The organism is Ruegeria sp. HKCCA4008 (assembly GCF_013033125.1).
Classification (GTDB): domain Bacteria; phylum Pseudomonadota; class Alphaproteobacteria; order Rhodobacterales; family Rhodobacteraceae; genus Ruegeria.
This window is the reverse complement of the sequence record NZ_WQDM01000003.1, coordinates 51,050-63,458: the sequence shown is the minus strand read 5'-3', so window position 1 is coordinate 63,458 and position 12,409 is coordinate 51,050. Positions and strand designations below refer to the sequence as shown.

10 protein-coding genes and 1 tRNA gene are annotated in these 12,409 nt (G+C 61.5%); 8 read left to right on the top strand and 3 right to left on the bottom strand.

What is annotated here, in order from left to right; translation table 11 throughout:
• The first annotated feature begins 7 nt into the window (after positions 1–7).
• A complete protein-coding gene (locus GOW60_RS08285) occupies positions 8–1,279 on the top strand; it encodes an FAD-binding oxidoreductase (protein WP_171228938.1) in 1,272 nt (423 codons plus the stop codon).
• A gap of 2 nt (positions 1,280–1,281) precedes the next feature.
• On the opposite strand, the gene GOW60_RS08280 is transcribed toward GOW60_RS08285, so the two are convergent.
• The gene (locus GOW60_RS08280; RefSeq protein WP_171228937.1) at positions 1,282–1,983 is read right to left on the bottom strand and encodes an SDR family oxidoreductase; all 702 of its coding nucleotides are present in this window, start codon (positions 1,981–1,983) and stop codon (positions 1,282–1,284) included.
• 103 nt (positions 1,984–2,086) lie between these two features.
• Here GOW60_RS08280 and GOW60_RS08275 point away from each other — a divergent pair, with 103 nt between their 5' ends.
• Complete coding sequence (locus tag GOW60_RS08275; protein WP_171228936.1) at positions 2,087–2,938, top strand: LysR substrate-binding domain-containing protein; 852 nt, start codon at positions 2,087–2,089, stop codon at positions 2,936–2,938.
• On the opposite strand, the gene GOW60_RS08270 is transcribed toward GOW60_RS08275, so the two are convergent.
• On the bottom strand, positions 2,929–3,831 hold the full coding sequence (locus tag GOW60_RS08270; protein WP_171168825.1) for a LysR family transcriptional regulator: 903 nt from the start codon (positions 3,829–3,831) through the stop codon (positions 2,929–2,931). The genes GOW60_RS08275 and GOW60_RS08270 overlap by 10 nt on opposite strands.
• Before the next feature lie 75 nt (positions 3,832–3,906).
• On the opposite strand from GOW60_RS08270, the gene GOW60_RS08265 reads away from it, so the two are divergent.
• The 5 genes from GOW60_RS08265 to GOW60_RS08245 all read left to right on the top strand — a co-directional run bounded on the left by GOW60_RS08265 (position 3,907) and on the right by GOW60_RS08245 (position 11,080).
• Entirely contained in the window at positions 3,907–7,119 is a 3,213-nt protein-coding gene (locus tag GOW60_RS08265; protein WP_171228935.1) for a reductive dehalogenase, read from the top strand.
• Positions 7,120–7,244: 125 nt separating this feature from the next.
• Positions 7,245–8,111 carry a xanthine dehydrogenase family protein subunit M gene (locus GOW60_RS08260; RefSeq protein ID WP_171228934.1) on the top strand — a complete coding sequence of 289 codons (867 nt, stop codon included), beginning with the start codon at positions 7,245–7,247 and terminating at the stop codon, positions 8,109–8,111.
• Positions 8,108–8,587 carry a (2Fe-2S)-binding protein gene (locus GOW60_RS08255; protein WP_152458906.1) on the top strand — a complete coding sequence of 160 codons (480 nt, stop codon included), beginning with the start codon at positions 8,108–8,110 and terminating at the stop codon, positions 8,585–8,587. Before GOW60_RS08260 ends, GOW60_RS08255 begins: the two co-directional genes overlap by 4 nt.
• Entirely contained in the window at positions 8,587–10,842 is a 2,256-nt protein-coding gene (locus GOW60_RS08250) for a xanthine dehydrogenase family protein molybdopterin-binding subunit (protein WP_152458905.1), read from the top strand. The genes GOW60_RS08255 and GOW60_RS08250 overlap by 1 nt, the downstream gene beginning before the upstream one ends.
• Positions 10,835–11,080 carry a MoaD/ThiS family protein gene (locus tag GOW60_RS08245; protein WP_152458904.1) on the top strand — a complete coding sequence of 82 codons (246 nt, stop codon included), beginning with the start codon at positions 10,835–10,837 and terminating at the stop codon, positions 11,078–11,080. Before GOW60_RS08250 ends, GOW60_RS08245 begins: the two co-directional genes overlap by 8 nt.
• On the opposite strand, the gene GOW60_RS08240 is transcribed toward GOW60_RS08245, so the two are convergent.
• A complete protein-coding gene (locus tag GOW60_RS08240; RefSeq protein WP_171228933.1) occupies positions 11,077–11,781 on the bottom strand; it encodes a DUF374 domain-containing protein in 705 nt (234 codons plus the stop codon). The two genes, GOW60_RS08245 and GOW60_RS08240, sit on opposite strands and share 4 nt — an antisense overlap.
• Positions 11,782–11,922: 141 nt before the next feature.
• On the opposite strand from GOW60_RS08240, the gene GOW60_RS08235 reads away from it, so the two are divergent.
• A tRNA-Trp gene (locus GOW60_RS08235) sits at positions 11,923–11,998 on the top strand.
• Positions 11,999–12,409: the final 411 nt, after the last annotated feature.

The window sequence follows — 12,409 nt, the reverse complement described above, 5'->3', positions numbered from 1 at the left end:
GCCCGACGTGAACGATCCCGAACATGCGCTTTGGCAGACCACCTGCACCGAAACAGTCCCCGCACCGCCCCTGACCGCTGACGCAGCGGTTGATCTGGCTGTCATCGGAGCTGGCTACACCGGCTGTTCAGCGGCTTTGACCGCAGCCCGCGCCGGCGCGTCGGTCTGCTTGCTCGAGGCGCAGGAGATCGGGTTTGGCGGTTCGGGGCGCAATGTCGGTCTGGTCAATGCGGGGCTGTGGCTGCCGCCGGACGACATCCGGGCGCATATCGGTATTGAACCGGGGAACCGTTTGATCGACTTGCTGGCCAAGGCGCCGTCGGATGTGTTCGCCTTGATCGATGAATATGGCATTGCCTGTGAGCCCGTGCGCAACGGAACCCTGCATTGCGCTCATTCCGCGTCGGGTTTGAAGGACCTGCAAACGCGTCATGCGCAGTTGAGTGAAGCCAGAGCACCGGTTGAGCTGTTGTCGGCGGACCAGGCGGGTGAGCGCACCGGCAGCCAGGCCTTTCACGGTGCCTTGTTCGATCCACGGGCAGGAACCATTCAGCCTTTGGCCTATGCGGTGGGTTTGGCGCGCGCGGCGTCACAGGCCGGGGCGCGCATACATACGCAAAGCCCCGTGCAGACCATGACATATGAGGGCGGGCACTGGGTTCTGGTGACACCGGGCGGGACGGTTCGCGCAAGATCGGTCATTCAGGCGACGAATGCCTATCATCTTGCGCTGCCGGATACCGCGCCTGCCTATGTGCCGGTCTACTATTTCCAGTACGCCACGGCCCCGCTGACCGACAATTTGCGCGCCAGTATCCTGCCAAGGAAAGAAGGGTGTTGGGATACCGGGCTGATCATGACGTCATTCCGTCTGGATCAGGCGGGTCGGATGATCATTGGCGGCATGGGGGATCTGGAACATGCCGGCCGGGTCGCACATTCCGGTTGGGTCCGGCGCAAGCTGGCCGAGCTCTATCCGCAATTGGCCGACCAGCCGTTGGCACACGGGTGGCACGGGCGGATCGCAATGACATCGGATCATATTCCAAAGATCACGCAGATCGGCCCCAACGCTTTGGCCGCACACGGGTATTCCGGTCGCGGCATCGGCCCGGGCACGGTGTTCGGCCGCATGATGGCCGAAAGCCTTCTGGCCGGTGATCCCTCGCTTCTGCCGGTTCCTGCCGTGTCGGAACACCGCGAAAACTGGACGCGCGTGCGCCGCGCCTTTTTTGAATCCGGCGCGGCGCTGACGCATCTTGTAAAGGCGCGGTTCTAAGCTCAGACAGACCGGGTGATACCGCCGTCCACCCGGATATTCTGTCCGGTGATGTAACCGCCGCCCTCCGAGGCGAGCAGAGCGACGACCGAGGCGATCTCGTCATAGCTGCGCCCATAACGACCCATCGGAATGCGGCTGCGGAATTCTTCTTTCTCGGGCAGGCTGTCAATGAAGCCCGGAAGAATGTTGTTCATGCGGATATTCGCGGCGGCATATTTGTCCGAGTACAGCTTGGTGAAGGCGGCCAACCCGGCGCGGAACACGACCGACGTCGGGAAAACCGGATCCGGCTCGAACGCGGCAAAGGTCGAGATGTTGATGATCGAGCCTCCCCCCTGCGCCTGCATGATCGGGGTCACAAGCCGGGTTGGGCGCACCGCGTTCAGGAAATAGACATCCATGCCGGTGTGCCAATCCTCATCCGTCAGTTCAAGGATCGGGGCGCGGGGGCCGTGACCGGCAGAATTGACCAGAACGTCAATTCGCCCCCAATGGGCTATGGCGGCATCGACAAGTTTCTGCAAATCCTCGGTGGACTGGTTCGAGCCGGTAATGCCGACGCCGCCCAGCTCTTTTGCCAAAGCTTCCCCTTTGCCCGAGGAGGACAGAATGCCGACCTTGAAACCGTCCGCCGCCAGCCTCCGGGCGGAATCCGCCCCCATGCCGCTGCCGCCCGCTGTGATAAGTGCTACTTTTTCCATCTGACATCTCCGTTTTCAGTTGATCCCAAGATGGCTGTCGGACAGTGGTTTGACCAATCAGTTCTGCTGCCTCTATTCTGTAGAAAATCTACTGGACAACAGCATGACCACCCTTCCACCCCTTAACGCCTTGCGCGCTTTCGAGGCTTCTGCCCGTCACTTGAACTTTCGACTGGCCGCCGAAGAGCTGGGCGTGACGCAGGGCGCCGTGGCGCAGCAGGTGCGCGGGCTTGAGGCGCGATTGAACGAGGTTCTGTTCGACCGCCTGCCGCGCGGGTTACGCCTGACGGATGCCGGGCGGCGGTTTCACGCGCCCCTGCGGCGTGCTTTCAGGTTGATCGAAGAGGCTGTGGCCGACCTTTCTCCGGACCGGCGGATCACGTTGTCGGTCACGCCGAGCTTTGCCTCGAAATGGTTGGTGCCGCGTTTGTCGGGCTTCACGGACCTGTATCCGGACATCTCGGTTCAGGTGGATGCGCGCGAGCGTCTGGCGGATTTCAGTTCGGATGGCGTCGATCTGGCTGTCAGGCAGGGTCGAGCGCCGTTTGCGGCGGAACTGGAAGCGGTGCCCTTGTTCTCGACCGAATTCATCCCGGTATGCAGCCCTGCCATAGCGAGGGAAGTCAGCACCCCTTCTGACTTGATGAAGCAGGTATTGCTAAACGATACCCACGGATTGTGGCCCTTGTTCCTTGAACGGGTGGGTGTCAGTGGAAAACCCAGAATGATGAGCTTCAGCCAGACCAGCCTTGCGATCGATGCCGCAGTTTCGGGGCAGGGGATAGCACTGGCCAATGCGCCTCTTGTCGTGCCCGAGGTGGCCTCGGGCCGTCTTGTTAAGCCGCTCGCGGATGTCCTGGTTGCAGATCTGGGGTTTTACGTGGTTGCGCCCCGCAAGCCGCGCCAGCCGCAACTGGTCAGGATCATGCGCGACTGGCTGTTGTCTCAGGTCTGAAGAGACGCGGCGATCGCCTCGATCCGGGCCCGCAACCAGCGATGTGCCGGGTCATTGGCCGACCTCTGGTGCCAGACCATGTAGATCGACACCGACGCGCATTCGAACGGCAGTGGCGCGCAATCCAGCATGGCCAGCGGGCCCTGTTTCATCAGCGCCGTGTCGGTCGAGATCAGGTCGCTGCCCAGTATGAAGGCCGGGATGGCGTTGAAATGAGGCAGGGTCACCACCGCTGGCCTGATCTGGCTTTGATCGACGCCACGCATGACGGCACGGGCATTGCGGCCATCGGCAAAGCGAACCTCGACATGATCGCAGTTGCAATAGGCGTCCCAACTGTCCGGGGGCGTGCGCTGTGTGGCGTCATAGAACAGCATCAGCGGGCTGGTCATCAGACGTTTTTGAAAGATATCCGGCCCGTCCGGCGGCAACGGGGTCAGCATCAACTGGCATCTGTCACTGCGCAGCAGCTCGGGGTCGGGCACGCCTGAAGGAATGAATTCCAGCCGCAGACCTGCGTCTTCGGCACGTGTTTCTCGAAGCAGCTGCGGAAAGATCAACTCGCGCGGCATGTCATTGGTGGCGATGCGGATCCTGATCTGTTCAGACTGCGGGTCGAACGGCCGCCCTTCGGTCAGCGCCCGCATTCCGTCCAGCACCTTTTGCGCGGGCTCCTTCAGGGACAAGGCGCGCTCGGTCGGGGTCAGGCCCTGACCGGAACGGACAAACAGCGGGTCGCCCAGCACCAGCCGGAGCTTGGCCAGCGTGTGGCTGATGGCCGATTGCGTGACGCCCAGCCGATCCGCAGCTTTCGAAACCGAGCTTTCCTCGAGAATGGTCAGAAAGGTGCGCAGAACCCTGCCGTCGAGATCGGTGAAATCGATTTTCTTCATACCACTTATGATTATGCATGAATGGTTTCGCTGTCCATGACGGGGTAGGGGATGGATGGCAACAGGAGGCGCATAATGGGAATCCGCTTTTTCTCGGACAAGAACCGGCCCGTTCACATGGGGCGATACCCGTTGGAGCGTTTGACCCGACAAGATACCATGCCGGATTTGTCGCGCGTGCCCGCCATGGGCGAACTGAGTTTCCACCGGCCGGAACGGCCCGACAACATCGTCAACGCCATGGGCGAGTTTCAGGCGATGCTGGACGCGATCCGCGACGGGTTGGTGAACCCGATTGCATCCGAGATCCCCTCAGATCCGCAGGAGCGCGCAAACCATCTGAAGGCATTTGGGTATTTCAACGACGCATCGATGATGGGCTGTGGGCCGTTGCCGTCGGATGCACTGCTGGACGAACCACGCCGCAACCCCGATATCGACCGGCTTGCCCACGCGCTGCGCACGCGCCAGACCAAAACGCTGGCCTCTGGGATCGATCTCATCATGGCCGATCTGAAAGACAGTATGGAGGCCGCGCCCAAGCCGATTGACGACCACCGTCACGCCATCGTCTTTCTTTATGAACACAACCGCGACCCTGACCCTTCCGAACCCGGTGCGGACTGGATCATCGACGCGCAGGATCATCGTTCCTGCCTGCTGGCAACCGAGAATGCCGTAGTCATCGCCAACTATATCCGACTGCTGGGTTTTGACGCCCGCGCGCACAGCATGATGTCGTCCGAAGTTGATCTGGGCAAGCTGGCCGTGGCCGCCGGTCTGGCCTCGGTCGAGGGCGACCAGCTGGTTGCGCCTTGGCTGGGCACCCGGTTTGGCCTTGCAGCCGTGACGACCGAGATGCCCATCGCGCATGAACGGCCGCTGAGGCCCATGGCGCAACAGCCGTGGTTTCGAACCCAAGGTCCGGCATGGTGGCTGGGCGCGGGATTTGCCAAGAACGCCCTCAACCGTGACCCATATGCCAAACGACGCTATGTGGACGGGGCCCATCCCTTCGAAAAACTCAAACGGGTCGAGGCTCCGACAACCTATATCGACGAAGAGAATGTTGCCCGCGTTCCCAAGCGCGCCGACATGTTCGCCCGCGCCCAGTTCGGCGACATGGGCAAGTCATTGCAGGACGCCGCGAAAGGCGGGTACTACGTGCGCAAGGCCGCGCCCAGCTTTGCCCAGCGTCGCGCGCTGGGTGCATTCGTTCTGTTGCAGGATGGTGAAAGTGCCGAGGTCGCCGGATCCACCGATGCCGAGCGCAATGCGGCGAACATCAAGGCGGCGACCTATTTCCTGGGGGTCGATGCGGTGGGCCTCAGCCGCTGCCCGGAATGGGCGTGGTATTCTCATGACGCCACGGGCGAAGAAATCGTGCCGCCGCATGATCAGGCCATCAGCATGATCATCGATCAGGGCTATGAAACGATGGAAGGTGCCAGCGGTGACGACTGGATCAGCGTCGCCCAATCCATGCGCGCCTATCTGCGCTTTTCGCTGCTGGGCGGCGTGATTGCCCAGCAGATCCGCAACCTGGGCTACAAGGCCAAGGCGCATACGGTGATGGATGGCGAGGTGCTGCAACCGCCGCTTTTGTTGCTGTCCGGCCTGGGTGAGGTCAGCCGGATCGGAGAAGTGATCCTGAACCCCTATCTGGGCCCGCGCCTGAAATCAGGCGTGGTGACGACCGACATGCCGATGACGCATGACAAACCCATCGATTTCGGCCTGCAAACCTTTTGCGCATCCTGCAACAAATGCGCCCGCGAATGTCCCTCGGGCGCGATCACCGCCGGACCGAAGCTGATGTTCAACGGTTACGAAATCTGGAAATCCGACAGCCAGAAATGCGCCACGTACCGTGTGACGACCCCGGGCGGTGCGATGTGCGGGCGCTGCATGAAGACCTGCCCGTGGAACCTCGAAGGTCTCTTCGCCGAACGCCCCTTCCGCTGGGCTGCGATGAACATCCCCGCCGCCGCGCCCGCGCTGGCCAGGCTGGACGATGCGGTCGGCAATGGCGGGCTGAACGACATCAAGAAATGGTGGTGGGATATCGAGTTGCAGCCGGACGGCGCCTATCGCCCCGCGACGCACCCGTTGAACCGGCGCGACCTGCAAAAGGATCTGGACCTGAAATACGAGGATCAGACCCTGGCCGTCTATCCCGCTTATCTGGCTCCGCACCCCTGGCCCTATCCCTTTGCAATGGACCGAGAAGCCGGGATTGCAGCCTATGAGGCCATGGTGACGGCCGACGAGTACAAGGCCCGCAAGGCAAGCGGGGACATGTCGATCATCCATCGCTATCAGATCGCCGGTGATGCGCCTGTGATGCGGGTCGCCGTGACCAAGGTTGAAAAGATGACGGCGGATGTCACGAAATACGAATTTGCATCGCTGGACGGTGCGCCCCTGCCGGGATGGACAGCGGGCGCACATCTGGACGTCCTGGTCGCGCCGGAATTTCTGCGGCAATATTCCATGTCCGGCGACCCGTCGGATCGTAAGACCTATCAGATCGGCGTGCTGCGCGAGGATGACGGGCGTGGCGGGTCAGCGCTGTTGCATCGCATCTTCACCGAGGGCCGAAAGGTTTTCGTGTCCAAACCGATCAATCACTTTGAATTGGATGAAACGGCAACCAGAACATTCCTCATGGGCGGCGGCATCGGCATTACCCCGATGATCGCATTTGCCCATCGCCTGCATGCGCTGGGCCGCGAGTTCGAATTGCACTATTCGGCCAGCACACGGGGCGGGGCGGGGTATCTGGATGATCTGGCCGCCATGCCCTGGGCGGATCGAATACATTACCATTTCTCGGATGAAGGCACCCGCGCTGACCTGAATGTGATTCTGTCCGGTTACCAAGATGGATGGCATGTCTATACCTGCGGGTCGGATCGTTACATGGACGGCGTGATTCAGGCGGCCGAGCAGCAGGGCTTTCCCGAAGAGGCACGTCATCTGGAATACTTCTCGGTTCCTGAAACGCCTGAATATGAAAACCACGCGTTCGAGCTCAAGCTTGCGCGTTCGGGCCGGACACTGCCCGTGCCCGCAGACAAGGACGCGGCGCAAGTTCTGAACGAAGCCGGTATTCATGTGGATGTGAAATGCGCTGACGGCATCTGCGGCGTCTGTAAATGCGGTGTCATTTCGGGCGAGGTCGAGCATCGGGATTTCGTTTTGTCCCGCAAACAGCGCGAAGGCGCCATGATCCTGTGCCAAAGCCGCGCGGCGGAACCTGATGGGGTGATCGAGATCGATCTCTGAACCCTGTCCAAAAGCGACATTTGGAAGTTGAATTTTGGTCGCTCGGCCCATGGACGCCGGACGAGGGGTGAATTAACGTCGCCGCGAACCCAGATATTCCTGACCAACAGGTACGAGGTAGCTTCATGGATTATCACAGCCCCGCCAGCTTTGCCGAAGCTTCGGCTCTGGCCGCGAACGCGACGGGCATCACACGTTTTCTGGCGGGCGGTACGGATGTATTGGTACAACTGCGCTCGGAACTGGTGACGCCCGATACGCTGATCGACATCAAGAAGATCGACGGCGTGCGTGACATCACCCGCAATGCCGACGGCAGTTGGACGATCGGCGTGGCCGTCACCGGCGCCGAGATGAGCGAGCACCCCGATCTGGGCCGCGACTGGCCCGGTGTGGTCGAGGCGATGGACCTGATCGGTTCAACCCAGGTTCAGGGCCGCGCGACGCTGACGGGCAATCTGTGCAATGGCTCACCTGCGGCTGATTCCGTGCCCGCCATGGTGGCCGCTGGCGTGACCGTCACCGTAACCGGCCCCGATGGCACGCGTGACGTTGCGGTCGAGGACATCCCGACCGGGCCCGGCAGGACCTCGCTGGCGAAGGGCGAGTTGATCTCGGCCATCAACATCCCTGCCCGTGGTGCGAATGGGGGCGACGCCTATCTGCGGTTCATCCCCCGTACCGAAATGGACATTGCGGTGGTGGGCGTTGGCGTGAACCTCCGTCTGGATGGTGACGTCATCACCGAGGCGCGCGTGTCGCTGGGTGCCGTGGCACCGACCGTTCTGTTGGTTGAAGACTGTGCCAACGCGATCATCGGCAGCACTTTGGACGATGCCTCCCTTGACGCACTGGCCGCGGCCGCGTCGGCCGCCTGCAATCCGATCGATGACAAACGAGGTACGATCGCGTTCCGTACCGAAGTCGCTGGCGTTCTGGCCAAGCGTGCTGCAAAGATCGCCTATGCCCGCGCGAAGGGAGAAAACGCATGAGCAAGTTGCACGTATCCACCACCGTGAACGGGGACGCAGTCGAATACCTGTGCGACCCGCGCGAAACCCTGCTGGACTGTCTGCGCGACAAGCTGAACCTGACCGGCGCCAAAGAGGGCTGCGGCACTGGTGATTGCGGCGCGTGTTCGGTCACCGTCGATGGCCGCCTTGTGTGCTCGTGCCTGATGCTGGGTGTCGAAGCCGAAGGCAAGCAGATCGAGACCGTCGAAGGGATTGCGGATGGTGACATCCTGCACCCGTTGCAGAAGAAGATGATCGAATATGCCGCGCTTCAATGCGGCATCTGCACCCCGGGCATTCTGGTGGCGGCGAAGTCGCTGTTGGAGAAGAACCCAAATCCGACCGAGGAAGAAACGCGCTATTGGCTGGCGGGCAACCTGTGCCGCTGCACCGGCTATGACAAGATCATTCGCGCCGTGATGGACACGGCGGCTGAGATGCGGGAGGCGTCATAATGGCTCTGGACGATCGCAAAACTGATTTCACCTTCGTTGGCACCCGCCCCGATCGCCCTGACGGTCTGGACAAGGTGACGGGCCGGGCCAAGTTCGGTGCGGATATCTCGGCCCCCGGCATGTTGCACGGCGCGATTCTGCGCTCACCCCATGCCCATGCCCGGATCGTCAGGATTGATACCTCGAAAGCCGAGGCATCGAAGGACGTCAAAGCCGTCGTGACCCGTGCCGATTTCGCCGATGTCCCATTCAAGCCCGGGCTCGAAGGTGAATTCTGGAATGTGCTGGAAAACGTCATGGCGGGGGAAAAGGCGCTCTATGACGGGCACGCGGTTGCTGCGGTGGCGGCCACATCTGCCTTGGCGGCACGTGACGCGCTGAAACTGATCGAGGTCGAATACGAGGTGCTGCCGCACGTCACCGACGTGGACAAAGCGATGGCCCCGGATGCGCCGGTGATCCGGGAAGGTGCTGCGGATTATTCGGTGCCGGAAGGGATGCACCCGAATGTCGTACGCTATCACGAAAGCGGTCACGGTGACGTCGAAGCGGGCTTTGCCGAGGCCGATCTGGTTATCGAAGACAGCTTTGTCACCGAGGCGACCCATCAGGGCTATATCGAACCGCACGCCTGTCTGGGCATGCTGGGCAATGACGGCAAGGGTGAGCTGTGGTGCACAACTCAGGGTCACTGGATCGCGCAGAAAACCTGTGCGGCGCTGCTGGGAATCGAAACCTCTCAGCTGCGCGTCACGGCATCTGAAATCGGCGGCGGTTTTGGAGGCAAGACCACGGTCTTCATCGAACCTGTCGCGCTGGCGCTTAGCCGCAAGGCCAACCGTCCGGTCAAGATCGTGATGACTAGGTCCGAGGTTTTTCGAGCCACCGGGCCGACCTCTTCGGCGTCAATGGACGTGAAGATCGGCATGAAGAAAGACGGCACGATCACGGCGGCGCAGGGTGTCTTCCGCCTGCAAGGCGGGGCCTTCCCCGGCGCCCCGGGCGATATGACGGCCATGTGTGCCTTTGCGCCCTACAACCTGACCAACGTCAAGCAGATCGGTTACGACGTGATGTCGAACCGTCCGAAACAGGCCGCCTACCGCGCGCCGGGTGCACCCATGGGCGCCTTCGCCGTTGAATCCGTCATTGATGAGCTCTGCAACAAGCTGGGCCTCGATCCTATTGATGTGCGTCTGAAAAATGCCGCGCATGAAGGCACGAAGGCCAGCTATGGCCCAACCTACGAACGCATCGGTCTGGTCGAAACCCTTGAGGCTGCCAAAGCGCATCCCCATTACTCGGCCCCGCTGAAGCCGGGGCAGGGGCGCGGGGTTTCCTGCGGTTTCTGGTTCAACCACGGGGGCGAGACCAGCGTTTCACTGGCACTGTCCGAGGATGGTTCGGCGCAGCTGATGGTCGGCACACCCGACATCGGCGGGTCGCGCGCATCCATGGCTCTGATGGCGGCCGAGGTTCTGGGCATTCCGTATGAAAACATCCGCGTGACCATCGCCGACACGGCGACGCTGGGTTACAACGACGTGAGCCATGGTTCGCGTGTGACCTACGCGTCGGGCCTCGCGACGATCAAGGCCGCAAGACACGCGGTCGAGAAACTGTGCGAACGTGCGGCGGCCAAGTGGGGCATCCCGGTCGATGCGGTGAAATGGGAAGACGGCTGCGCGGTGCCCTCGGGGCCCAATGCAGGGGATTTCGACCCGATGCCTCTGGCCGACATCACGGCGGATATGGGATCGACCGGAGGCCCGATTTCGGGCCATTTCGAAGCCACCCCCGAAGGCGCGGGCGTATCCTTTGGCACCCATATCGTCGATGCCGAGGTCGATCCGGAAACCGGCAAGACATCGATCACCCGCTACACGGTCATTCAGGACGCCGGAAAGGCGATCCACCCGACCTATGTGGAAGGGCAGTTCCAAGGTGGTGCCGCACAGGGCATCGGCTGGGCACTGAACGAGGAATACATCTATGGCGAAGATGGCCGGTTGCAGAACTCGATCTTTCTTGACTACCGGATTCCCGTTGCCAGTGACCTGCCGATGATTGACACGGTGATCGTCGAAGTGCCCAACCCGGGCCACCCGTTCGGGGTGCGCGGCGTGGGCGAGACGGGCATCGTGCCGCCCCTGGCCGCCATCGCCAATGCGGTGTCCAATGCGGCGGGTGTTCGGATGAAGCAACTGCCGATGTCTCCGCCGCGCATTCTGGCGGCCCTGAAGGAAAATGGTTGAGGTCCACCTCTGGTCCGGCCTCCGGTCACTGACCGGGGGCCAGCAAGTGGTTGAGGTCGAGGCCAAAACCACCGGAGAGCTTTTGCGGGCTCTGGTCCGGGCCCACCCGCAGTTGCAGGCCCCCATTGACGCGGGGGTCTCCATCGCGATCGACGGGCGTGTCATTGCCACCGGGCTTACCGAGCCGATTCCCGAAGGCAGCGAAGTCTATCTGATGCAACGTCTCAGGGGCGGTTAGGCGTCAGGTGACCAGGGCTCGCGCCCGACCATCCGGTCAGCTTCTGCTGTGATGTCGTTCATGTGCTGCTCCAGGCTCAGGCGCAGGGTTTCGATTTCCTCTTCGCTGGCCTTGCGGGGCACCGTTTCAGTCCATTCCCGGCACAGAAACACGCCTTCATTTCGCCAGGGGCGGGGCATCAGAAGGTGATCCCAGGTTCCCGCTTCGCGACCATGTTTTGTTGAATATGTGATGCCGAATACACGCTTGCCCGAGGTGCGCGCCCAAACCAAAGGAACCGTCGACAGAACCCGTTCCGGCCCGCGCGGTCCGTCTGCCGCGATCCCAATAGAGATACCCTGCTTCATCTTGCCCAGAACCTGACGTGACAAGGCGACGTGGCGTGTCTTGCTGGCCATGGCGATCGTGTCCATGCCAAACAGCTTTTGTACGCGCCCCACCATGCTGCCCGCCCGGGCAGAGGAGGTGATCGAACAGATGCGCCCCTTGTCCAGCGGGAAGAAATAGGGCGACTGCGCCAACCGTTGGTGCCAAAGCACAACGATGACAGGTTCACCTTGTTCGACCAGTTGATCCAGTTCTTCGTATCCGATGCGCTGCCAGCGTGTGTTGCGGTTGACCATTCGGATGTAAGTGGCGATCCGGCGGGCCACCCAGTTCAGCACGGCTTCGCTGTCTGCGATCTTCTTGCGGAGGTTCACACGGGGTTCCTTTTGCTGACCGGACCTTGTCTTAGCGCACTGCACATTTTGCGCAACTTGTTTGTCGGCTCAGATAGTGGTGTGGAATTCGAAAAAGCCTCTTGAGTCCGCCGCGCGGCTGTCATATCTGGGGCTCACCACAGGGGTATAGCTCAGTTGGTAGAGCGACGGTCTCCAAAACCGTAGGTCGCGGGTTCGAACCCTGCTGCCCCTGCCATCCGCATCAAAACACCAATCGGCAATCGTGCCTGGCGCGTTTCCAGCGCGCGCGGCTTTCGACTATGGCCGGGGCGAACCGGCAATCCGGACGCATGCAGGCTTAGTGAGCCGCAGTGCAACCAAACCCTATACGCCATCAAAAAATTCCGGCCCAGAGTGTGAACAGCGTCACTGACGGATGTTGGAAAGTCTGGTTGTCTGAGAATGTCAAAGAGTTGGCGTTCAGGTTCTGTACAGAACGCAGGTTTTCAGTTTCTCCCTTGTGACTGGGTCGCGCTTGAGGTCGAGCGCGCCCTTTCCGTTTCTGGTCAGCAACGCATACTGACGATATCAGAACGTGCAGAGATTCTGCCCAAAGCCGGTGCTTGAGCAGAACCCGCAAAATCGGGCTTTGCGCCAGAGAAAGGCG

Bases quoted from the DNA above. Each gene is read 5' to 3' on its own strand.
- GOW60_RS08280 (WP_171228937.1), bottom strand. From the start codon at position 1,983: ATGGAAAAAGTAGCACTTATCACAGCGGGCGGCAGCGGCATGGGGGCG.
- GOW60_RS08275 (WP_171228936.1), top strand. From the start codon at position 2,087: ATGACCACCCTTCCACCCCTTAACGCCTTGCGCGCTTTCGAGGCTTCT.
- GOW60_RS08270 (WP_171168825.1), bottom strand. From the start codon at position 3,831: ATGAAGAAAATCGATTTCACCGATCTCGACGGCAGGGTTCTGCGCACC.
- GOW60_RS08265 (WP_171228935.1), top strand. From the start codon at position 3,907: ATGGGAATCCGCTTTTTCTCGGACAAGAACCGGCCCGTTCACATGGGG.
- GOW60_RS08260 (WP_171228934.1), top strand. From the start codon at position 7,245: ATGGATTATCACAGCCCCGCCAGCTTTGCCGAAGCTTCGGCTCTGGCC.
- GOW60_RS08255 (WP_152458906.1), top strand. From the start codon at position 8,108: ATGAGCAAGTTGCACGTATCCACCACCGTGAACGGGGACGCAGTCGAA.
- GOW60_RS08250 (WP_152458905.1), top strand. From the start codon at position 8,587: ATGGCTCTGGACGATCGCAAAACTGATTTCACCTTCGTTGGCACCCGC.
- GOW60_RS08245 (WP_152458904.1), top strand. From the start codon at position 10,835: ATGGTTGAGGTCCACCTCTGGTCCGGCCTCCGGTCACTGACCGGGGGC.